Genomic DNA, 21,631 nt, shown 5'->3' with positions numbered 1-21,631 from the left:
TTCCTAGTAGATCCAGTTCAGCGTGGCCAGCAAGACGGTCCGCTTGGGGCCGAGGTTCGCGGGTTGGGCCAGTGGCGCGCCGGCCAGCAGTTCGCCGCTCAGCGTCTGGCCGGCCCACTGGGCCGACAGGCGGACGCCTGCCCCGGCGCCAGCCACGGCCTGCCACTGGCGGGTGGCCACGTACTGGGCCTCGCCGCCGTCGAGAAAGAGATAGGGTTCGATGCGGATGCCGGCCACGACGGGCGCATTGGCCCAGGCCAGCTCGTTGCGCAGATAGGCGCCGCGATCCCCGGCAATCACGCCTTCCCGGAAGCCGCGCACGGTGCTCATGCCCCCGGCGTAGATTTGCTCCGAGCCGAACAGCGCGACGTTGGTCCATTGGCCCGTGAGCTGGGCGCGCCACGCCAGCACCGCGCCGCCGGCTACCGGCGGGAGCGGCAATTGCAGCGTGGAGCTGGCGTCGAGCTTGTTGAACTGGGCGTGCGCCTCGTCTTGGCGGATATCGGACGGATCGCGCGTGGCGTGCAGCGATGTCAGGCCACGCGAGTACCCAGCGTCGGCGGTCACGTAGCCCTGCATGCCATTGGCGGCAAAGCGCCACAGGCCGTTCCAGCCGGCGCGCAGCACGGTCAGCCGCTGCGGATCGAGTTGCAGGTTGTTGATATCGCGCTCGCTCTTGCGCCACGTCAGGGTCAAGTCGAGCGCCTGCCGGCCGGTCTGCCCGCGCGTGATCACGCGGTTCCAGCCAAAGGTATGGCCGATACTGCGGCCGTAGAGCAGCGCCGTATCGCCGATGGTGTTCTGGTACTCCGACAGCGATGCCGTGTAGCTGAACGTGTTGTAGCCGAATGGCAGCGCCGCCGAAGCCACGGCGGCATTGGTGTCGGTGGTGCCGACATAGCTGGCCGAGAACGATTCCTGCAGCCCCAGCGCGTTGTCCGCATCCATGCCAAGCCGCGTGCGGGCGATGCCCGTGCTGCGGCTGCCATAGTTGTCCACGCCGGCGTTGAAGCGGAAGCGGTCGCCGGGCGGATTCGTCAGCGCCACGACCGACCCGCCCGGGGTCTGGCCCGGCAGGATCTGCATTTCCGCGCGATTGCGGCGCAGGCGGTTGAGCTGGTCTACGCCCTGCTCCAGATCGGGCAGGCGCAGGGTGTCGCCCGACCCCGGAAACTGCCAGGCCGTGCCGGCATCCGTCACCCAGCCGCCACCCACCGCATCGAACAGCGGCGCGCTGCCGGGCCGGAGCGTGCGGCCGTTGAGCTGGAGGGCTTCCACCTTCCCCGTCACGACGGTCACCACCAGCACGCCGCTGGCGAGGTTCTGCTCGCCAAGGTAGGCGCGCGTGGTGATGAAACCGCGTGCCACGAACGCCTCGGTAAAGCGGCGCAGCAGCAGGTTGATCCGATTGGTACCAAGTGCCCGGCCGACGAATGGCGCCGTAATGGCTGCGACTTCGGCATCGGACAGCACCGTGTTGCCCACCACGTCGATCCGTGCAATGTCGAAGGTGGCGGAGGTCTCCGCCACGTCTTCCACGCGCGCGTCGGGCGCCACCACGGCGCCACTGTCGATGCGGGCCGGCGGCTGCGTGGCCTCGCGCTCCAGGTCGCGCTGGCGCTGCTCCCGCAGCAGGCGCTGGGCGGGGTCTTCCGGAACGATGGGGCCCGGCGGCAGCGCCTGCGCCCAGGCTGCCGTGCCGGCCGTCCAGGCAGCCGCCCATGCCACTACGTGCCGGGTGCTCATCGCCATGCCCATGACGTCAACCCCACATGGCTTTCGATGCTGACCGGGTCCTGCTGCCTGGGACGCACCACTGTGGTGTTCCCGGCCACCGTCACCTCGCCGTCCAGGCTGCCGCCATCGATCACGGCGTCGCCGCTCAGGCGCGTGCGGCCCGTGGCCATCCAGCTCCCACCCACGTCCATGGCATACAGCCGCGCCCAGGTGTCGCCGAAGAACACCTTGAAACCGCGGTCCTGGGCGATCGCCGTGTAGCCGGTAACGCCCGTGGCATAAGTTACCGGCGCGTTGACCGAGAGGTTGCCCACCGCTAGCACGCGCCCGCCAATATTCTCGGCCACGCGGCCCGCCGTGATGTCGATATCGCCGCCGGCGGACAGCAGGCCGCCGCTGACGGTTGTCGTCGAGGAGGCCGAAGTCCGGCACACGATCATGCACGTGCGCGAGAGGTGCGCGGCGCCGCTGGTGACGCCTTCGGTCCGGAACGTATCGGCCGCCTTGACGACGATCGAACCGTTGTTGGCGTAGATGTTGCCCCCGGTATTGATCACATTGCGCCCACTCAGCGTGGTGCCGGTCTCGGAAAGCAGGTAGGCGGCCTGGCTCGGGCGCTCTACCGCCCCGTAGTCGATATCGAAGGTATTGCTGCGCTTCGACAGCACCAGCCAGCGCCGCCCGGAGGATGCGCCGATGACGGGCTGCTCGGCGCTGGCGCCATCGGTCTTGGTGATTTCGTTGACGAGGTCGCCGGCAGCGGTCACTTCAAGCCGGGCGTTGGACAGCATCCGCGCACGGCGGTTGATGACGTCGCCGCCGGCGCGCACCACGACGTCGTCGTTGACGCCGAACAGGATGCCGAGGGAATCTGGCGTCGATTCGTTGCGGAGCGAGCCTCCAGTCAACACCGTGACTGCGCCGAGTGACGCATCCGCGTCCTGGATGCGCGTCTGGCCCTGCACCAGCGCGCCAAGGTTGACCAAGTCGCCATCGGCCTGCACGAGCACGCCACCGCCGCGCGCGACGGCGGTGGACTGGCGCGTCGCCGACTCAAGCCCGATCGATCCGGCGTGCAGCCTGATGTCGGTGGCGGCCAGGACGTCGCTGTCGCGCAGGGCGAAATGCCCGGTGGCGTCGATGTTGGCGGCACCGCCCAAGGATGTCAGCACCGCGCCATCGAGTGCCGCGTCACGGGCGCCGACGATCAGGTGCCCGCCCGCCGTGGCACGCGTGCCGGTCAACTGCATGACCGTGCCGGCGTCAAAGAGGCCGATGCCGCCGCTGGCATCGAGCGTCGTATCGGCCAGCCGTACCGGCTCGGTATGGACCTGACCGCTGGCGCCAATCACGATGTCCCCGGCGCCCTTGGTGCCGGCCTGGATCGCAGCGTTGGCCAACTCCACACGATCCGAGGCCACCGACACGTGCCGCCCCGCCGCCACGGTTCCCGTACCCCGCAAGCCGCCGCTGGCCACCACCACATCGCGATGGGCCTCGATGCGGCCCGATGCCAGCCGCAGGTCGCCGCTGCCCGACACCACGAAGTCGCCGGCGGTTGCGTAAGCCGCACCGGCGTGCCGTACGCCAGCGCCCTGGTCCGTCACCATCAGTTCGATGCGGCCCGCCATCAGGCTGCCGGCAGCCGTGATGTCGAGCGCGATGCCATTGGCCGGCGTGGCGGACGGTGCGCTGTAGGCAATCCAGGGCGAGAGGTTGTCAGTGGGGGAAACGCTGGCGTCGATCTCGGCATGGCTGTCACCCACCACCGCGCGGACGCGTGCGTTCGCATCGGCATACAGGTTCTCCACCTTGCCGGCGATACGCAGCTGCTTGGCGATCAGCTCCAGGTTCAGCAGCGTGCCGGACAGCCCGCCGGGGCCAATGTCGATGGCGCCCTGACGCGTGTTCAGCACAAGGTTGCGCTGCAACTGCCCATTGACCGTGAAATCGTTGAACGTGACCTGTCCCGTGGTCAGCGCCAGGTTGCCCATGTTCCGCACCACCATGCCGTTGACGCTGATGCCGTTGGGATTGGCGATCACCACGTTGGCGCGGGGGCCCAGCACGCTGAGCTGGCCCTCCAGCAGGGACGGATTGGTGCCGGTGACCTGGTTGAGGATGGTGCGTGCGCGCGCGGCCGAGTTGTCGAGATCGACCCCGGCACGCGGCACGTTGAATTCGCGATAGGTATTCGTGGAGACGCCGCCCACGGCGCCAGCCACGCCAACCGTGATACGGCCATCGGCGCCCGTGACGGCTGTGGTGGCAGTGCCACCGTCCGGCACAACGCCGGCGGCCAGGCAATGCGCGGCCAGCGCGAACTGGCTCAGCCCCGTGACCCATCCGGCGGCCCCACGCGGCAGCCGGGCAAGAACCCCCCGTACTCGATACAACGACCTACTCCCTTCTTTCTTATCCTGCGCCGCACGTTTGACGAGCACAGCGGCTTTCGGGGCCGGAAGATAACAAAGGCAGGATCTGCCTCAAATAGCCGATCGGCCAAAAATGCCCGCTGCGTGGGCGGGCTGCAACGTTGCAATTTGATGCAGTTTCGGAATTTTTAAGGGAGAAATAAGCGAGATTAAATTCAGGCCGCACTGCGCACGGCGATGCGCGTATACCCGGTATCCCACACCCCAAGCCAGTTACATCAGGACATGAGGTTAAAGATACTGCGCAGCATGCCGTTAACTGTCGATGCGGGGTATTGCAGCCCGTCGCAAGGTGTCCGAGCCGACGCCCCAAGCCTCCCCCACTGACGAGGGAGGTCCCCCCCTCAATCGTGGGATTTGCAGGACCACGCCTGCGCGCCCTAGAACAACTCCCCCTCCCCACCCGCGTTCGGCCAGGCGGACCGGAACGCGTGGGGATGCATGACAATGCCGGCGGCGTCGAGTTGCGCCGTGGAGAGCACAAGGTGGCGCGCCAGCCAGTCGTGGAGGCTGCGCAGGAAGCGGATGTTGTCGAGGTTGTTCGAGGCGGCGATCAGGCGTTCCAGCTTCACGTGCGCGGTGTAGACGTCGAGCAGGTTCAGCATGCGGAGCTTGGCTGGCGTGGCGGCGCTGCGTTCGATGGCCAGCACGCGGGTCACCTGCGCGCTGGAGAGCGCCCCGCCCTGTGCGATCTGCTGGTAGAGGTCTTCCAGCGCCGGGAAGCGTACCGTTGGCTGTACGCGCGGCACGGCGGCCACCTTCTCCATGCGCAGCACCACGTAGCGCGTGGCGGCGTTGCGGCGGGCCAGTTCCAGCTCGGCGGCGGTGGCCTTGCGGCTGCGGCGCAGCGGGGGCACGTCGGTGAAATCGGGGAGGCGCGGCACGGCGTCGCGCTCGGTGTAGTCGGGCACCTGGTCGAGCCATGCCGGCTCGGCTAGCGCGGCGCGGGCGCAGTCGGCGCCGAAGGGGTATTCGTGGCCATCCGGCCCACGCAGGATATAGGCGTGGCCCTCGGGAAAGCCGTGGTGGCGGCCGCCCTTGGCGCCACGCGCGTGGCAGCGTGTGGCGGCGGGATCGACAAAATCCTTGCGAACGGGAATCCAGCCGCCGGGCGGGGCCTGCTTCATGGTGACGAGGGGTAAATCCGGGGAACGGGCGCTATTGTCGCACCGCGCGCCCCGCCGCCACCATTTATCGCTACTTCAGCATGAAGGCCATGGCCGAGCAGCAGTTCAGCATGCGCACGGCGGCCTGCACGGTGGGCGCCGTGAAGGCCAGCGTCACGCCGTCCACGCGCTCGAAGGCCGGCCACTGGCAGAACAGGTCGGCGTAGGCGGAGGACATGGTTTGCAGCCGGCAGTTGACCGGGCCGGCCAGTTCCAGGCAGCGGGCCTCGGGATGGGCGATGGCATTGCGCGTCACGGCCTCCGCCGCGTGGGCGATGGCATCGCGCGCGGCCGCCGGTGACAGCGTGGTGCCGCTGCCCTGCCCGCCGGCCGTCTTGGTCTGCACGTAGCGCACCCAGGGCATCAGCGGCTGGGTTTCGGCGATGAACACATCGTCACCGCTGGCCAGCAGCACGGGCACGTCGAACTCGCCAGCCAGCGCGGCATAGATGCCTGCCTCGCCCAGTTCCAGCCCGTTGAACCAGACCCGCGCGAAGGCGCTGCTGTTGATGGTGTGCGCCAGCACGCCCCGGCCCTGCGCGCGGCTGTGATAGCCGATCATGAACACGCCGTCGCAGTCGTGCTCCACGCCGGCCATCATGCTCAGGTAGCGCGGCTTGCCGAGCACCAGTTGCGCGCGCGGGTCGATCTGGTCCGGCAGCAGGTTGCGGAAGCCGCCGTGCGAGTCGTTGACCAGCACCTCGGTGGCGCCGCCCGCGAATGCGCCCTGCACGGCTGCGTTGGCCTCGGCCGTCATCCAGGCGCGCGCGCGCTCGTATTCGCCGTTGCCGGCGCGCGTCTGCTCGGCGTGGAATACGCCCGCCACGCCTTCGATGTCGGCGGAAATCAGGATCTTCATATCAGGTCTCGGAGAGGTCCGGCAGCAACTCGCGCAACGCCGCGCGATGGTGGCCGTCGCGGCCCGTCACCGGCTGGGCGTGCCAGAGGGCATGGACGATGGCCTGCTCCACGCTGTCGGCGGCGGCCCGGAACAGCGGGTCGAGCCGCGCTTCGTGGACCATCGGCACGGCGGGCATCGGCATATCGGCCAGATGGGGCACGGTGTAGGCTGTGGAAAAGGCCAGCGCGATGTCGCCGGAGCCATGGCCGAAGACCGACCCGGTACGCGCGAGGCCCGTGCCGGCGCGCAGCGCCAGGCGCCGCAGCTGCCGGGCGTCGAGCGGCGCATCGGTGGCCACGACCATGATGATCGAGCCCTTCTCCGGGCCTTTCTCTTGGGCCAGACGCTCCGCCAGCCTGCCGCCCACGGCTTCGCCCGCATAGATCAGCGACTCGGCCGTGCCGAAGTTCGATAGCACCAGCGCGCCGACGGTGTAACCGCCGGCCATGCGTGACGCCGTGCCGATGCCGCCCTTCACGCCAAAGGACGACATCCCGCGCCCGGCGCCCACGGCGCCCTGCGCCACCTCGGCCCCGGCAGCCGCCAGCGCCTCGGCGTAGTCGGCTTCCTGCACCGCCATCGCCTGGATATCGTTCAGGTAGCCGTCATTGCATTCGAAAACGAGCGGATTGACCGTGGGCCAGCCGCGCCCGATTTCGGGGTTCTCCGCAATCGCCGCGCGGATCTGCGCCTGCGCCACGGTCCCCACACCGAACGTGTTGGTCAGTGCGATGGGCGTCTCCAGTACGCCCAGCTCCTCCACCTGCACCAGCCCGATGCTCTTGCCGAAGCCATTGAGCACCACGGCCGCCGCCGGCACCTTGTGGGTGTAGACGTTGCCGGCGTGCGGGCGGATCACCGTCACGCCGGTCTGGCAGGCGCCATCCGCCAGCGTGCGATGACCGACGCTCACGCCCGGCACATCGGTGATCGCGTTGCGGGAGCCGGCCGGCAGGTTGCCGACCACGGGGGGCGCGTTGGCGGTCATGCGGGTGTCACCGGCGGTCGATCTTCGGATCGAGCGCGTCGCGCAGCCCGTCGCCGAGCAGGTTGAACGCCAGCACGGTCAGGAAGATGGCCAGGCTCGGGAAGATGGCCACGTGCGGCGCGGTGACCATGTCGGCGCGCGCCTCGTTGAGCATCGCGCCCCATTCCGGGGTGGGCGGCTGGGCGCCGAGGCCCAGGAAGGACAGCCCGGCGGCCGTGATGATCGACGTGCCGATCCGCATCGAGAAATACACCACGATGGACGACACCGTACCCGGCAGGATGTGCCGCATCAGGATGGTCCAGTCGGACGCCCCGATACTCCTGGCCGCCTCCACATAGGTCAGCCCCTTGAGCATCAGCGTGTTGCCGCGTACCAGCCGCGCGAACGCCGGCACGCTGAACACGGCCACGGCGAAGATCACGTTGGTCATGCCGTTGCCGAGGATGGCCACGATGCCGATGGCCAGCAGGATGCCGGGGAACGCGAACAGCACGTCCGACAGCCGGGTCACGATGCGGTCCCACCAGCCCTCGTAGTAGCCCGCCAGCAGGCCCAGCACGGTGCCGACGATGGCGCCGATGATGACCGAGAAGAAGCCGGCCGCCAGCGAGATGCGCGTGCCGGCGAGGATGCGGCTGAAGATGTCGCGGCCGAGCGAGTCCACCCCCATCCAGTGGGCGGCGGACGGGCCGGCGTTCAGCGCGTCATAGTCGAAGAAGTTCTCGGGGTCGTAGGGGACGATGTACGGCGCCAGCACCGCAATCACCACCAGCATCAGCACGAAGGCGCCGGCCACCAGGGCCAGGTGCTGCTTGCGGAACTTGCGCCAGAACTCGGTCCAGGGCGTGCGGACGGCCTCCGGGGCGGTAATCGGGGATGCTGCCGCGGCGGGCGTGGAAAGCTCAGTCATGCCGGCCTCTTACTTGTAGCGGATGGTGGGATTGATCACGGTGTAGAGCATGTCCACCACCAGGTTGATCAGGATGAATTCGAGCGAGAACAGCAGCACCTCGGCCTGGATGACCGGGTAGTCGCGCATTTCCACGGCGTCCACCAGCAGGCGGCCCAGGCCGGGCCAGTTGAACACCTTCTCGACCAGGATGGAGCCGCCCAGCAGGAAGCCGAACTGCAGGCCCATCATCGTCACGACCGGGATCATCGCGTTGCGCAGCGTGTGCTTGATGACCACCACGGTCTCGCGCACGCCCTTGGCGCGGGCGGTACGCACGAAATCCTCCTGCAGCACCTCGATGAACGAGGCCCGCGTGAAGCGCGCCATCACGGCGGCCACGGCGGCGCCCAGCGTCAGGGAAGGCAGGATGTAGTGCTTCCAGCTATCGGCGCCAATCGACGGCAGCCAGCCCAGTTGCACCGAGAAGACCTCCATCAGCAGCATGCCGAGCGCGAAGGCCGGGAACGAGATGCCCGACACCGCCAGCGTCATGCCGAGCCGGTCCGGCCATTTATTGCGCCACACGGCCGAGCCGATGCCGATGGCCATGCCGAAGATGACTGCCCAGACCATCGACGAGAGCGTCAGGTACAGCGTGGGCAGGAAGCGCTCGCCAATCTCCTCGGAGACCGGGCGCTTGGTGCGCAGCGAGGTGCCGAATTCCCCCTGCAGCGCGTTGGTGAAGAAGCGCACGAACTGCTCGGGCATCGGGCGATCCAGCCCCAGGTCCTTGCGCACCAGCTCGACGGTGGCCATGTCGGCCTCCGGGCCGGCGGCCAGCCGCGCCGGGTCACCGGGCAGCATGTGGACGAACAGGAACACCAGCACTGCCACGAGCAGCAGTGTCGGGATCACGCCCAGGAATCGTTTGAGGAAGTAATTCAGCATCTGGCTACCAGGAATTGAGACCGCGGGCCACCCGCCCATGCCCCCGCATCTCGGGCGGGCGGCCAACACGGCTTACTGCGTACGACTGTAAGGACTGCTTACCGCGACTACAGCTACCACTTCGGCGGCGCTTGGTGGCGCCGTCTTTATATTTGCGCCCCTCCCCCGCAAGCGGGAGAGGGGCGCAAAACGCTTACTGCTTGATGTCGATCTCGTCGAAGTTGAACGAGCCGTCAGGCATCACGTAGGCGCCGCTCAGGCGCTTGGAACGCGCGAACAGCACCTTCTCCGTGATCAGGAACGCCCACGGGGCATCCTTCCAGATCCGTTCCTGGGCGTCCTTGTACAGCCTGGCCTTCTCGGCGCGGTCCGTCGTGCGCAGCGCGCCGGCGATGTCCGCATCGACCTGGTCGTTCTTGTAGTACGCCGTGTTCAGCAGCTTCGGCGGCATCGATTCCGAGGCCAGCAGCGGGCGCAGCGCCCAGTCCGACTCGCCCGTCGACGACGACCAGCCCACGTAGTACAGGCGCACGCCGGCGTCCTCGGGCTTCTGCACCGACTCCACGCGCTCCACGCGCTGGCCGGCTTCCAGGGCCTGCACCTGCGCCTTGATGCCCACCTGTTGCAGCTGCTGCTGCACGAACTGGATCACCTTCTGGGCGGTGGTGTGGTTGTAGGCCGACCACAGCGTGGTCTCGAAGCCGTTCGGGTAGCCGGCTTCCTTCAGCAGCTCGCGGGCCTTGGCCGGGTCATACGGCCACGGGCCCAGCTTCTCGGCGAAGTCCACGCCCGGCGGCACCACACCCTGGGCCGGCACGGCGTAGCCGGCGAAGGCCACCTTGGCCAGCGCGTCCTTGTTGATGGCGTAGTTGATGGCCTGGCGCACCTTCGGGTCGTTGAACGGCTTGACCTGGGTGTTGAACGACACGTAGCGCTGGATGATCGACGGACCGTCGATCAGGTCCACCTTCGGGCTGGCCTTCAGCACGGCGGCCTGCTCGAACGGAATGCTGAACGCGAAGTCCGCCTCGCCGGTCTGCATCACGGCCGAGCGGGTGTTGTTGTCCACCACCGGCTTCCAGGTGATGGTGTCGATCTTCGGATAGCCCGTCTTCCAGTAGCCGGCAAACTTCTTGCCCTTCAGGTAGTCGGTCTGCTTCCATTCGACGAACTCGAACGGGCCCGTGCCAACCGGGTGGAAGGCGATTTCCTTGCCGTACTTCTTCAGCGCGGTCGGGCTGATCATCACGGCCGACGGGTGGGCCAGCACGTTGATGAACGGCGAGAACTGCTCCTTCAGCGTGATCTTGACCGTGGCCGGGTCCACCACCTCGGTCTTGGCCACGCGGTTGAACAGCGTGTAGCGCTTGAGCTTGTTGGCCGGATCGGTCACGCGGTCCAGGTTGGCCTTGACGGCGGTGGCGTCGAAGGTGGTGCCGTCGTGGAACTTGATGCCCTTCTTGAGCTTGATCGTGTAGACCAGGCCGTCCTTGGTCACGTCGTAGCTGTCAGCCAGCACGTTGACCAGCTTCAGGTCCTTGTCGAAGCCGAACAGGCCCTGGTAGAACGACTTCACGGCTGCCTGCGACAGCGTGTCGTTGGCATCGTACGGATCGAGCGTGGTGAACGTCGAGTACACGGCCATCACGGCGTCCTTGGCCGCGAACGCCGGGGTCGCGCCCAGCATGCCCATCGCGCCAATCGCGCTCATCGCCACGGCGCCGGCGATCAGGCGCGGCGAAACCATACGGGTAGACATATTTCTCTTCTCCTGTTGGAAAAAATCATCGGTACTGCGTGATGACAAGACTCAAGACTCAATAATCAAGACTCAATACGCGCCGCCAACCGGGTGCCGGGCCACGTAGTGCCCGTGCGCGCCGCTGCCGGCCACCGCCACCAGTGGCTGCACCACCGGCTCGTCGCCCACTGCACGGATCGGGCTGGGGATTTCATCGGAAAGCGGCTCGCGCTTCACATGACGGCGCGCCGGATCGGCAATCGGCACCGCCGACATCAGCTTCTTCGTATACGGGTGCTGCGGATTCTCGAAAATCGCGCGGCGCGGGCCAATCTCGACGATCTGGCCCAGGTACATCACGGCCACGCGGTGGCTCACCCGCTCCACCACGGCCATGTCGTGGGAGATGAACAGGAAGGCGACGCCCAGCTCGCGCTGGAGGTCGAGCATCAGGTTGACGATTTGTGCCTGAATCGACACATCGAGGGCGGACACCGATTCATCGGCCACCACCACCTTGGGGTTCAGCGCCAGCGCCCGTGCAATACAGATGCGCTGGCGTTGGCCGCCCGAGAACTCGTGCGGATAACGCGAGGCGTGGGCGGGCGTCAGGCCCACCTTTTCGAGCAGCCACGCCACGCGGGCTTCGGCTTCGCGGCCGCTGGCCACCTTGTGCACCAGCAGCGGCTCCATGATCGAGTAACCCACCGGCACGCGCGGATCGAGCGAGGCGAACGGGTCCTGGAAGATGAACTGGATATTGCGGCGCAGCGCCTGCAGCGCCGGGCCCTGCATCTGGCTGATGTTCTGGCCAGCGAACTCGATCGTGCCGCTCTGGGCATCCACCAGACGCAGCAGCGAGCGGCCCGTCGTGGACTTGCCGCAGCCCGATTCGCCCACCAGCGCCAGCGTCTCGCCAGGGTACAGGTCGAAGCTGACCTGCTCCACCGCGTGCACCCGGCGCGTGACCCGGCCAAACAGGCCGCCTGGCACGTCGAAGCGGGTGACCAGGTCGCGCACGCGCAGGATCGGCTCGGCGCCGGCATGGACGGTGTCCTGCGGCACCTCGGCCTCGGGCGCGGCCACGTCGTTCACCTGCACCAGCGGGAACTTGGCCGGCAGGTCCTTGCCAGTCATCGCCCCGAGCTTCGGCACGGCGGAAAGCAGCGCGCGCGTGTACGGGTGGGCCGGCGCGTGGAAAACCTCGTCGGAGGTGCCCTCCTCGACCTTCTCGCCCCGATACATCACCAGCACGCGGTCGGCCACCTCGGCCACCACGCCCATGTCATGGGTGATGAAGACCACGCCCATGTCCATCTCGGCCTGGAGGTTGCGGATCAGTTGCAGGATTTCGGCCTGGATGGTCACGTCCAGCGCCGTGGTCGGCTCATCGGCAATCAGCAGCGCCGGCTTGCACGACAGCGCCATGGCGATCATCACGCGCTGGCGCATGCCGCCGGAAAGCTGGTGCGGGAAGCGGTCCAGCACGCGGCGCGCTTCAGGGATGCGTACGAGTTCGAGCATGCGCAGCGCCTCGGCACGCGCGGCAGCCTTGTTCTTGCCCTGATGCAGCCGGATCGATTCGGCGATCTGCTCGCCCACCGGGAATACCGGGTTCAGCGAGGTCATCGGCTCCTGGAAGATCATCGCCACGTCCGCGCCGCGCACGGAACGCAGGGCGGCATCTGGCGCGCGGGCCAGGTCGAGCACCTCGCCGCCGCGCCGCCGCAGCAGCATGCTGCCGTTGGCGATCTTGCCGCCGCCATGCTCCACCAGCCGCATCAGCGCCAGCGACGTGACCGACTTGCCCGAGCCGGACTCGCCCACCACGGCCAGCGTCTCGCCGCGATCGACGTGGAAAGAGAGGTTGCGCACGGCCTCGACGGTCCGCTCCGAGGTGGCGAAGCGGACGGAAAGGTTGTCCACCGCGACGACGCGTTCAGGCGGAAGTACGAGGTTTCGATGCGTAGAGGTGTTGGCCATGCGACTTGTCCGGTGTGCTGCGATTGCTGCGATCTACTGTGTAGTGACTACGAATTGCTGCGAATGTCTTCGACTTTGCGATGCTGCGGCATGACGACGGTCAACCGTAGATCAACACGCTGACGGGCTCGCCCACGCGCGCCACGCCGCGGTACATGCCCTCGGTGTTGAACGGGAGCGTGACGTTGCCCTGCCGATCCACGGCAATCAGGCCGCCCCGGCCCTCGATGGCGACCAGCTTCTCCATCACCACGCGGCGCGCCGATTCTTCCAGCGACAGCCCGGCGTAGCGCATCTGCGCGGACACATCGTGCGCGGCCACGGTGCGGATGAACATCTCGCCAGTGCCGGTGGCGGACACGGCCGCCACGTCATCGGCATAGCAGCCGGCGCCGAACACGGGCGTATCGCCCACGCGGCCCACCTGCTTGTTGGTCACGCCGCCGGTGGAGGTGGCGGCAGCCAGGTTGCCCTGGGCGTCGCAGGCCACCGCGCCCACCGTGCCGAATTTCTTGTCCGGGTCGATCGGGTCCGTACCGGCCTGGGCCGCCTTCGCTGCCAGCGCGGCCGCATCATGGTCGAGCAAGGCCATGCCGGTGCTCGCCTGGGCGCGCTGCCACTGGTCGTGGCGGGCCTGCGTGAAGTAATAGTCCGGGGCGACCAGTTCGAGCCCCTGCGCCTCGGCAAACGCCTCGGCGCCGTCGGCGGCGAACAGCACGTGTTCGCTGTGCTCCAGCACGGCCCGCGCGGCCAGCACCGGGTTGCGCACGCGCGTCACGCAGGCCACGGCGCCGGCGTTGCGCGTGGCGCCGTCCATCACGGCGGCGTCCAGCTCGAACGTCCCGGCGTGGGTCAGCACGGCGCCCTTGCCGGCATTGAACAGCGGGCAGTCCTCGAGCAGGCGCACCGCTTCGGTCACGGCGTCGAGCGCGCTGCCGCCCTCGGCCAGCACACGTTGGCCGGCCAGCAGCACCTGCTCCAGCGCGGCGGTGTATTCGCGTTCACGGTTGGCATCCATGGCGGCACGGGTAATCGTGCCGGCGCCACCGTGGATGGCAATGACAGCCTGGGTCATGACAGCTTTCACTCAGTAGATTCGGAAGATTTCGAGGCGCCCCGCTCGCGCTGGCCCGCACCGGGTGCGTCATAGAGCCAGGGCAGCAGGAATTCGGTCATCTCGGCGGCCGCCTTGACGGAGCGCGCCGAACGATAGGCCACGGCACCGCACAGCGCCTCGATCAGCGCGAGCACCGTGGCGTCGGAATTAGCGGAAAGACGATTGCCGGCGTTGGCATACAGCGCGATGTCTGCCAGCGGCGCCAGCGGCGAGGTCGGGCCATCCGTCAGCGCCAGCAGCCTGCCGCGATGGGCCTTCACGCGCTTGGCCAGCACCATGCTGTCCGTCACGTATCGCGGAAATGCGATGGCGATGACCAGGTCTTGCGGCTGGAGCTTGAACAGTTGCCGCGCCGCGTGCGACGCGCCGCCCACCGTCGACACCGACGTCACCATGCGGCAGTGCATCTCCAGCCCGTGCTGGAGCAGCCCGGCCAGGAAGCCGCTTGCGCCAAAGCCCATCACATAGACGCGCTCGGCGGCGAGGATGGCATCGACGGCCCGCTCGCAGGCCTCGGCATCGAGCGCGCGGCGCGTGGCTTCGAGGTTGCGCGCGCCGTCGTCCAGCGCGGCGGCGAAGACCTCGGCCACCGTGGTCGGGCGGGCCAGTTCGTCGCGCAGGCGCTCCACCGGGGCCAGCGTGGCCTCGAAGCCGCGCACGAGTTCGGCGCGGAACTGCGGATAGCCTTCGAAGCCGAGCGCCCGGGCAAAGCGGTTGGCCGTGGCCACGGACACATTCACAGCCGTCGCGAATTCGTCGATGCGCATGGTCGCCGCGCGGAACAGGTTGTCCAGCACGTACTGCGCCATGCGCTGGTGCGCGGGCGTCAGCGTGGGCAAGCTGCGGGCGATGCGTTCGGAAATCGACTGGCCTTCGGACATGTCTGGGGGAAAGAACCGGTTCAGGGCGCCGCGCGCACCATCCCGGAAAGTCCTTTGATGAAAAGGCACTTTCCCGGTGCGGCGGTCTATGTAAATAAATTTACACGCAAACCCCGTACCAGGAGAACTGGGAAGTGACGAATTAGGGGAAATCCCTGAATACATGGATACGGACATGGGCCGCGGGGCCGGCCGGCGCCAGCGAGACCGGCCACCCGGCGCGCTACAATGCCGGCCTGCCCGCCTCCGGGCGCGTCCTTCGCCTTATCTCCCAGTCCTCGTGATCCGAATCGACCAGCTAGTCCTCCAGCGCGGCACCAAGGTGCTGTTCGACCACACCAGCGTGACGCTCAACCCGGGCGAGCGCGTCGGCCTTGTCGGCGCCAACGGCAGCGGCAAGTCCACGCTGTTCGGCATGCTGCGGGGCGAGCTGCACCCGGATGGCGGCGATGTCTTCGTGCCCGCGCAGTGGCGTATCGCGCACGTGGCGCAGGAAACCCCGGCGGTAGACCGCTCGGCTGTGGACTATGTGATCGATGGCGACACCCGGCTGCGCGAGATCGAAGCGCGCATCGCCGCCGCCCAGGCCAGTGGCGACGGGAGCGCCGAGGGCGAGGCCCACGCCGCCTTCGCCGATGCCGACGGCTACACCGCGCCGGCCCGTGCCGAGGCCCTGCTGCTGGGGCTGGGCTTCACGCTGCCACAGGTGTCGCAGCCCGTGGCGTCGTTCTCGGGCGGCTGGCGCATGCGCCTGAACCTGGCCCAGGCGCTGATGTGCCCGTCCGACCTGCTGCTGCTCGACGAACCGACCAACCACCTGGATCTGGACGCCATCGTCTGGCTGGAAGACTGGCTGGCGCGCTACCCGGGCACGCTGGTGATGATTTCCCACGATCGCGAGTTCCTCGACGCGATCTGCAACGTCACCGTCCATATCGAGAACCAGCAGTTGCGCCGTTACGGCGGCAATTACACGCAGTTCGAGACCCTGCGACTCCAGCAGATGGCCCTGCAGCAGTCGGCCTACGCGCGCCAGCAGAAGGAAATCGCGCATCTGGAATCGTTCATCAACCGCTTCAAGGCCAAGGCCACCAAGGCGCGCCAGGCGCAGAGCCGCGTCAAGGCGCTCGAGAAGATGGAGCGGCTGGCGCCGGTGCACGTGGCGGCCGGCTTCGCCTTCGAGTTCCGCGAGCCCGATTCGGCGCCGAACCCGATGATGGTGCTCGAAGGGGTGGATTGCGGCTACGCCGAGGCCGAGCCGCCCGTGACCATCCTGCACAACCTGGCGATGTCGATCCAGAACGGCCAGCGCATCGGCCTGCTTGGCGCCAACGGCCAGGGCAAGTCCACGCTGGTCAAGACGCTGGCCGGCACGCAGGCGCCGATGAACGGCACGCTGCGGCTGGGCAAGGGGCTGGTGATCGGCTATTTCGCCCAGCATCAGCTGGAAACGCTGCGCGACCATGATTCCCCGCTCCAGCATCTGGCGCGGCTGGCGCCGGACGTGCGCGAGCAGGAATTGCGCGACTTCCTGGGCAGCTTCAACTTCCGGGGCGACATGGCCACCGCGCCGATCGAACCCTTCTCGGGCGGCGAAAAGGCCCGGCTGGCCCTGTCGCTGATCGTCTGGCAGAAGCCCAACTTCCTGCTGCTGGACGAGCCGACCAACCACCTGGACCTCGACACCCGCGAGGCCCTGACCATGGCGCTGGCCCAGTTCGAAGGCACGCTGATCCTGGTCTCCCACGACCGGCACCTGCTGCGCGCCACCTCCGACCAGTTCATGCTGGTGGCGGACGGCACCATCCGCCCGTTCGACGGCGACCTGGACGACTACCGCGACTGGCTGCTCCAGCAGGCCGCCGCCAAGCGCAACGCCGCCACGGCGGTGCATGCCTCCGAAGCCGCGGCGGACGCCGGCGCCAACGTCAACCGCAAGGACCAGCGCCGCGCCGAAGCCGACGAGCGCCAGCGCCTCTCCGTCCTGCGCAAGCCGCTGACCAAGGAACTGGAAAAAGTCGAAAAGCGCATGGCCGCGCTCCAGACCGACAAGACCGCCATCGACGCCTTCATGGCCGACGAGACCAGCTACGCCGAAGCCAACAAGGCCAGGCTGATGGAAATGCTGAAGCGCCAGGGCGAAGTCACCAGCGAACTGGAACAGCTGGAGGAGCGCTGGCTGGAACTGCAGGAGCAGATCGAACAGATCGCGTGACGGCTCGGAAATTGGCGATATTGCTCCCCACTTGATCCCTGTCAGCCTCCGGTCTTCCCCATCGCTACACCCTTCGACGACCGTTTCCATCCTGGATTCGGAACATCGAAAGGAAGCTCATGCGGAAGATCCCTCTCTTCGCCATACTGTCCTGGTCTGCCAGCACCTGTTTGGCAGCCGGCCCGATTCCACCACGCCTGACCGGCGAACAGTTGGTGGAGCGCTACGGCAAAACCGGAACTGAGTTATTCACGCTACGCGATCAATCGTATCTTGACGGCTATCTCGCCGGCGCCGCCGATGCAGGGGAGGGACAAGCGTGGTGTAACACTGGCAAGGTGCAGCGCGGCGAAATCGACTCTTACGTTGTTGGCGAAATCAGGGATGTTCGCCCCGAGCACCGGCGGGGCAACGCTGCGCCGCTTGTCACTAGCGCGCTCCAGCGAAAATTCCCCTGCCCTTCTAGCGGGAAGGCGCGATGAAACCAACGTTCATGGCCGTGCAATCCCACTATCAAAGCAGAAAGACCGTCATAAAGGAGCAGCTTTTCGCAGAAATCGGCTGGGAAGACCTTATCCCCAAACCCGAATACAACAATACCTGCGCCATCCGCGTAAGTCTGGCACTCATCAAATGTGGATTCACCCTTAACGGCAGGATCGCCATCAAGAAAGGCAAGTACAAGGGGAAGCTCATTGAGCCTGGCCAGGCAAAACTGGCAAGAATGCTTGCCGAACGCCAATACCTGGGGCCACCAGAAATCTTCCCGCGCGATGACGCCTTGCGTTCAATAGGAAACCGGCGAGGCGTTATAGCGTTCTGGAATATTCCGGATTACATGAGCGGTCGGGGCGGCCACATCGATATCGTTACCGGCGCCTATCAGGCATGTGGCTCAACTTGTTTCTGGGATGCCAAGACAATATGGTTCTGGCCCCTGGCCTGAGATCTGCCAATAAAAACGCCACCCTTCCGGGTGGCGTGTTTCGTTGCTCTCACCGGCGTCTCACCGGTAATTCTTCTCCCGCCGGATCAGCCCCACCGCCAGCGTCAGCGTCAGGATCACCAGCCAGATCAGTGACCAGCCGGGGATCGAGATGCCGAACAGCGGGGGCAGCGGCGCGGTGCACAGGCCGTCCGAGAAGAACACCTGGGGCAGCAGGCGTGCGGTGGGCAGCTGGTTGACCCAGTTTTCCAGCGGATCGATGCCGCACGAGGACTTCGGGTTCAGCAGCAGCGAGACGTGATACCCCGCCACCGCGATCCCGGCTACGCCCGACAGCATGCCCAGCCCCTGCCACAGCGTGCGCGTGTTCTGGGCCAGCGCCGCCAGCAGGGAGAACAAGCCGATGCCGACAAAGGCGAAGCGCTGCATGATGCAGAGCGGGCACGGCTGGTAGCCCTCCACATACTGGAAGTAGAGCGCGGCGCCGAGCATCGCGAACGAGAGCACGGCGATCAGCAGGAAATAGGCACGGGAATTGGCTTGCATGGGGGGTCCGGGACGGAAGAGGCGTCGAGCCGAATTATTACCCATTTTCCGTCCGCCGTTGCCAGTGCCACGTCAATCCCACGTCAATCCCACGTCAATCCCACGTCAATCCGCCGCGGCGGATTGCCGCAGCGCCCGCAGTCACGCCGCCTAGGCTGCCGAAGCCCCCGCCAGATACCGCCGGCGCCACGGCTTGAGCACCGCGATGGCGAGCGCCGCCGTGATGATATCCAGCGTGATGGCTACGCCGAATACCGGCATCCAGCTGCCCATGCGCTCGTGCATCAGCGCCGCCAGCGGGCCGCCGAAGATCGAGCCGATACCCTGCGAGATATAGAGCCAGCCGTAGTTGGTGGTGGCGAATTTGGTGCCGAAGGTATCGGTCAGCGTGGACGGGAACAGCGAGAAGATCTCGCCCCAGCCCAGGAACACCACGCCCGAGAGCAGCACGAACAGCACCGCGTTCTCGCGCGTGAGCAGCCACAGCGTCATCGCCACGGCCTCCAGCGCGAAGGCGAAGCACATCGTATTTTCACGACCCCAGCGGTCGGAAATCCAGCCGAACATCGGTCGCGTCAGCCCGTTGGTGAGCCGGTCGATGGTCAGCGCCAGCGGCAGCGCGGCCATGCCGAAGACCACCGCGTTGGACACCCCGAAGTCCTTGGCGAAGGCGGCCATCTGCGAGGTGACCATCAGCCCCGACGTGGACATCATCGTCATCATCAGGAACAGCAGCCAGAACAAAGGCATCTTGAGCATCTGACGGGTCGGCACATCCGCCACGTTGGAGGGCGTGTACGACGCGCGCACCGGCAGCTGCTCGCCCGGCGCCGGGGCGCGCAGCCCCTGCGAGGCCAGGAAGCCGATCACCGCGAAGATCAGGCCGAACTGCCACAGCGTGGTCTCCAGCCCCTTGCCTGCCAGCGCCGACGCGATGGGGAACGTGGTGACGATGGCGCCCATGCCGTAGCCGGCCGCGACCATGCCGACGGCAAACCCGCGCCGGTCCGGGAACCAGCGCACCATCTGCCCCACCACGCCGATATAGACGATGCCCGTGCCCAGGCCGCCGACCACGCCATAGGTCAGGTACAGCATGCCCACGCTCTGGGCCGAGGCGGCCAGCACCCACGACAGCCCGGCCAGCACCGTGCCGGCCGCGATCAGCCGGCGCGGCCCGAAGCGCTCGATCATCGCGCCCTGGAACGGCGAGAAGAACGTCTGCAGCACAATCAGCAGCGAGAACGTGACCTGCAACTCCGAGAGCGGCACCCCCAGCTTGGCCGCCAGCGGCTTGGTAAACAGGGTCCAGACATACTGCGGACTGGAAATCGCCATCATGCAGACGAGACCCAGCAACAGTTGCAGCCAGCGCGTGCGCGCCAGCGGCATGGCCTGCGGCACGCCGAGGGCCGCGTTATCAGCAACGGTACGCATTTGCACCACTCCTTGAGACAGGAACTTCGAGGAAGACACGCGGCCACGCTTTCGTCATCGTCGTCATGGCGGGCTCGCGCAGGTTGGAACTCAGGAAAATTCGATGCCGGCCCTACCAGGCCGCCACCCCGCCATCGCTGCGCGGATCGCTGCCGCCCTGGTAGAGGCCATCGGCCTGCAGCACGATGGCGCCGGCGTGGCCCATGGTTTCGTCGTACGGCCCCAGCACCTCCACGTCGTGGCCCAGGCGGTGCAGCGCCTGCTGCGTGGCGTCGGGGAAGCGCGATTCGAGCTTGAGGGTGTCGCTGGTCTGGCCCCAGGTGCGGCCGAGCAGCCAGCGCGGCGCGTCGATGGCGGCCTGCGGGTTCATGCCGAAATGGACGATCCGCGAGAACACCGCACTCTGCGACTGCGGCTGGCCGTCGCCGCCCATATTCCCGTAGACCAGCGTGCGCCCATCGTTCAGGCGCGCCATGGCCGGGTTGAGCGTGTGGAACGGCTTGCGCCCCGGCATCAGCGGGTTGCGGGCGGCCGGATCGAGCGAAAAGCTGCATCCCCGGTTCTGCCAGTTCACGCCGGTGCCGGGCAGCACGATGCCGCTGCCGAACTCGTGATAGATGCTCTGGATAAAGCTCACGGCCACGCCGCTGCCATCGACCACGCCCATCCAGACCGTGTCCGCCGGCCCCATGCCCTGCCCCCACGGCAGCACCGCGTCCGGGCGGATGCGCGCGGCGGCGGCGTCGAGCCACGGCGGCGCCAGCAGGTCCTGCGGATCGATCTCCATATAGGCGGGATCGGTGATATGGCGGTCGCGCACGTGGAACGCCTGCTTGGTGGCCTCCACGCAGGCATGGACGAAGTCCGGGCCGAGCGGGTCCATGCCCGCCTCCAGCAGGCGGTCCAGCTGGCCGAGGATCAGCAGCGACACCAGCCCCTGCGTGGGCGGCGGCATGTTGTAGACCGTGCCGCGCGAATGGGCCAGCGCCAGCGGCGCCTTCCACGTGGCGCGGTGCGCGCGCAGATCGGCCAGGGTCAGCGGGCTGCCCGCGTTGCCGAGTTCGCGGGCCAGCATCCGGGCCAGGTCGCCCTGATAGAAGTCATCGAGCCCGGCCCGCGCCAGCTGCTCCAGCGTGGCGGCCAGGCGCGGATGGCGGAAGCGCGTGCCCGCCGCCGGGGCGCGTCCGTCGATCAGAAAAGTCTCGGCGAAGCCCGGCACATCGGCCAGCTCGGCGGCCTTGGCGGCCACGCAGGCGGACTGGCTCTGCGTGACCGGCACGCCCACGCGGGCATAGTCGATGGCATCCGCCAGCAGCCGCGAGAGCGGCAGGCACCCGCCCAGCGCGTCGCGCGACCAGGCCAGCGCCGCCTGCCAGCCGGACACCGTGCCAGCCACGGTGTTGGCCGCCATGCCGCCACGCGTGGGAATGGCCTGGAAGCCGGCCTCCCGATAGCGCGCGATGGTGGCATCGCCCGCCGCCGCGCCGCAGGCGTCGAGCGCGCGCGGCGCCTCGCCGGGCCGGGAGACCAGCCAGAAGCTGTCGCCGCCGATGCTATTCATATGGGGATAGACCACGGCGATGGTGGCGGCGGCCGCGACCATCGCCTCGACGGCGTTGCCGCCCTCGCGCAGCACGGCCAGCGCGCTCTGCGACGCCAGCGCGTGCGGCGCCACGGCCATGCCCCGGCTTCCCC

The 21,631-nt window shown here is 67.6% G+C and carries 17 protein-coding genes; 3 read left to right on the top strand and 14 right to left on the bottom strand.

What is annotated here, in order from left to right; all coding sequences use genetic code 11:
* Nucleotides 1-3: 3 nt before the first annotated feature.
* From SB751_RS10945 to SB751_RS10895, 11 genes are all read right to left on the bottom strand, one after another.
* A complete protein-coding gene (locus tag SB751_RS10945) occupies nt 4-1,758 on the bottom strand; it encodes a ShlB/FhaC/HecB family hemolysin secretion/activation protein (protein ID WP_410748028.1) in 1,755 nt (584 codons plus the stop codon).
* Nucleotides 1,743-4,133: a filamentous hemagglutinin N-terminal domain-containing protein gene (locus tag SB751_RS10940; protein ID WP_410748027.1), complete on the bottom strand. Its 2,391-nt coding sequence runs from the start codon at nt 4,131-4,133 to the stop codon at nt 1,743-1,745. The genes SB751_RS10945 and SB751_RS10940 overlap by 16 nt, the downstream gene beginning before the upstream one ends.
* A 419-nt stretch (nt 4,134-4,552) precedes the next feature.
* Nucleotides 4,553-5,299, bottom strand: a complete 747-nt coding sequence (locus SB751_RS10935) for a hypothetical protein (RefSeq protein WP_410748026.1) — start codon at nt 5,297-5,299, stop codon at nt 4,553-4,555.
* 70 nt (nt 5,300-5,369) lie between these two features.
* Complete coding sequence (locus tag SB751_RS10930; RefSeq protein WP_144203483.1) at nt 5,370-6,197, bottom strand: M55 family metallopeptidase; 828 nt, start codon at nt 6,195-6,197, stop codon at nt 5,370-5,372.
* A 1-nt stretch (nt 6,198) separates the two neighbouring features.
* Nucleotides 6,199-7,227: a P1 family peptidase gene (locus SB751_RS10925; RefSeq protein WP_144203486.1), complete on the bottom strand. Its 1,029-nt coding sequence runs from the start codon at nt 7,225-7,227 to the stop codon at nt 6,199-6,201.
* A 7-nt stretch (nt 7,228-7,234) separates the two neighbouring features.
* Nucleotides 7,235-8,140: a glutathione ABC transporter permease GsiD gene (gene gsiD, locus SB751_RS10920; RefSeq protein WP_144203488.1), complete on the bottom strand. Its 906-nt coding sequence runs from the start codon at nt 8,138-8,140 to the stop codon at nt 7,235-7,237.
* 9 nt (nt 8,141-8,149) lie between these two features.
* Nucleotides 8,150-9,070: a glutathione ABC transporter permease GsiC gene (gene gsiC, locus SB751_RS10915; protein WP_092289330.1), complete on the bottom strand. Its 921-nt coding sequence runs from the start codon at nt 9,068-9,070 to the stop codon at nt 8,150-8,152.
* A gap of 193 nt (nt 9,071-9,263) precedes the next feature.
* Nucleotides 9,264-10,829, bottom strand: coding sequence for a glutathione ABC transporter substrate-binding protein GsiB (gene gsiB, locus SB751_RS10910; RefSeq protein ID WP_144203490.1), 1,566 nt, complete (start codon nt 10,827-10,829; stop codon nt 9,264-9,266).
* Between the two features lie 72 nt (nt 10,830-10,901).
* Entirely contained in the window at nt 10,902-12,794 is a 1,893-nt protein-coding gene (locus SB751_RS10905; RefSeq protein WP_144203492.1) for a dipeptide ABC transporter ATP-binding protein, read from the bottom strand.
* A 100-nt stretch (nt 12,795-12,894) separates the two neighbouring features.
* A complete protein-coding gene (locus tag SB751_RS10900) occupies nt 12,895-13,869 on the bottom strand; it encodes an isoaspartyl peptidase/L-asparaginase family protein (RefSeq protein ID WP_144203494.1) in 975 nt (324 codons plus the stop codon).
* An 8-nt stretch (nt 13,870-13,877) separates the two neighbouring features.
* Nucleotides 13,878-14,792, bottom strand: coding sequence for a MurR/RpiR family transcriptional regulator (locus SB751_RS10895; RefSeq protein ID WP_144203496.1), 915 nt, complete (start codon nt 14,790-14,792; stop codon nt 13,878-13,880).
* Between the two features lie 280 nt (nt 14,793-15,072).
* Here SB751_RS10895 and SB751_RS10890 point away from each other — a divergent pair, with 280 nt between their 5' ends.
* From SB751_RS10890 to SB751_RS10880, 3 genes are all read left to right on the top strand, one after another.
* Nucleotides 15,073-17,007, top strand: coding sequence for an ATP-binding cassette domain-containing protein (locus tag SB751_RS10890; RefSeq protein WP_211943139.1), 1,935 nt, complete (start codon nt 15,073-15,075; stop codon nt 17,005-17,007).
* Nucleotides 17,008-17,126: 119 nt separating this feature from the next.
* Nucleotides 17,127-17,489: a Rap1a/Tai family immunity protein gene (locus SB751_RS10885; RefSeq protein WP_144203500.1), complete on the top strand. Its 363-nt coding sequence runs from the start codon at nt 17,127-17,129 to the stop codon at nt 17,487-17,489.
* On the top strand, nt 17,486-17,953 hold the full coding sequence (locus SB751_RS10880) for a T6SS effector amidase Tae4 family protein (protein WP_144203502.1): 468 nt from the start codon (nt 17,486-17,488) through the stop codon (nt 17,951-17,953). The genes SB751_RS10885 and SB751_RS10880 overlap by 4 nt, the downstream gene beginning before the upstream one ends.
* A 60-nt stretch (nt 17,954-18,013) precedes the next feature.
* Here SB751_RS10880 and SB751_RS10875 read toward each other — a convergent pair whose 3' ends face one another.
* From SB751_RS10875 to SB751_RS10865, 3 genes are all read right to left on the bottom strand, one after another.
* On the bottom strand, nt 18,014-18,499 hold the full coding sequence (locus tag SB751_RS10875) for a disulfide bond formation protein B (RefSeq protein WP_149135809.1): 486 nt from the start codon (nt 18,497-18,499) through the stop codon (nt 18,014-18,016).
* A 150-nt stretch (nt 18,500-18,649) separates the two neighbouring features.
* Complete coding sequence (oxlT, locus tag SB751_RS10870; protein ID WP_377731794.1) at nt 18,650-19,936, bottom strand: oxalate/formate MFS antiporter; 1,287 nt, start codon at nt 19,934-19,936, stop codon at nt 18,650-18,652.
* A 112-nt stretch (nt 19,937-20,048) separates the two neighbouring features.
* Complete coding sequence (locus tag SB751_RS10865) at nt 20,049-21,617, bottom strand: gamma-glutamyltransferase family protein (protein ID WP_144200899.1); 1,569 nt, start codon at nt 21,615-21,617, stop codon at nt 20,049-20,051.
* Nucleotides 21,618-21,631 lie beyond the last annotated feature (14 nt).

Origin of the sequence: Cupriavidus sp. SIMBA_020 (genome assembly GCF_046535395.1) — a bacterium.
In the GTDB taxonomy this organism is placed as follows: domain Bacteria; phylum Pseudomonadota; class Gammaproteobacteria; order Burkholderiales; family Burkholderiaceae; genus Cupriavidus; species Cupriavidus campinensis.
This window is presented reverse-complemented; position numbering and strand designations above follow the sequence as displayed.

What these genes read in the sequence shown, in the direction of transcription:
- SB751_RS10885 (WP_144203500.1), top strand. Translation starts at nt 17,127, where the DNA reads ATGCGGAAGATCCCTCTCTTCGCCATACTGTCCTGGTCTGCCAGCACC.
- SB751_RS10930 (WP_144203483.1), bottom strand. Translation starts at nt 6,197, where the DNA reads ATGAAGATCCTGATTTCCGCCGACATCGAAGGCGTGGCGGGCGTATTC.
- oxlT (WP_377731794.1), bottom strand. Translation starts at nt 19,936, where the DNA reads ATGCGTACCGTTGCTGATAACGCGGCCCTCGGCGTGCCGCAGGCCATG.
- gsiC (WP_092289330.1), bottom strand. Translation starts at nt 9,070, where the DNA reads ATGCTGAATTACTTCCTCAAACGATTCCTGGGCGTGATCCCGACACTG.
- SB751_RS10880 (WP_144203502.1), top strand. Translation starts at nt 17,486, where the DNA reads ATGAAACCAACGTTCATGGCCGTGCAATCCCACTATCAAAGCAGAAAG.
- SB751_RS10895 (WP_144203496.1), bottom strand. Translation starts at nt 14,792, where the DNA reads ATGTCCGAAGGCCAGTCGATTTCCGAACGCATCGCCCGCAGCTTGCCC.
- SB751_RS10865 (WP_144200899.1), bottom strand. Translation starts at nt 21,617, where the DNA reads ATGGCCGTGGCGCCGCACGCGCTGGCGTCGCAGAGCGCGCTGGCCGTG.
- SB751_RS10875 (WP_149135809.1), bottom strand. Translation starts at nt 18,499, where the DNA reads ATGCAAGCCAATTCCCGTGCCTATTTCCTGCTGATCGCCGTGCTCTCG.
- SB751_RS10905 (WP_144203492.1), bottom strand. Translation starts at nt 12,794, where the DNA reads ATGGCCAACACCTCTACGCATCGAAACCTCGTACTTCCGCCTGAACGC.
- gsiB (WP_144203490.1), bottom strand. Translation starts at nt 10,829, where the DNA reads ATGTCTACCCGTATGGTTTCGCCGCGCCTGATCGCCGGCGCCGTGGCG.
- SB751_RS10925 (WP_144203486.1), bottom strand. Translation starts at nt 7,227, where the DNA reads ATGACCGCCAACGCGCCCCCCGTGGTCGGCAACCTGCCGGCCGGCTCC.
- SB751_RS10945 (WP_410748028.1), bottom strand. Translation starts at nt 1,758, where the DNA reads ATGGGCATGGCGATGAGCACCCGGCACGTAGTGGCATGGGCGGCTGCC.
- gsiD (WP_144203488.1), bottom strand. Translation starts at nt 8,140, where the DNA reads ATGACTGAGCTTTCCACGCCCGCCGCGGCAGCATCCCCGATTACCGCC.
- SB751_RS10900 (WP_144203494.1), bottom strand. Translation starts at nt 13,869, where the DNA reads ATGACCCAGGCTGTCATTGCCATCCACGGTGGCGCCGGCACGATTACC.
- SB751_RS10935 (WP_410748026.1), bottom strand. Translation starts at nt 5,299, where the DNA reads ATGAAGCAGGCCCCGCCCGGCGGCTGGATTCCCGTTCGCAAGGATTTT.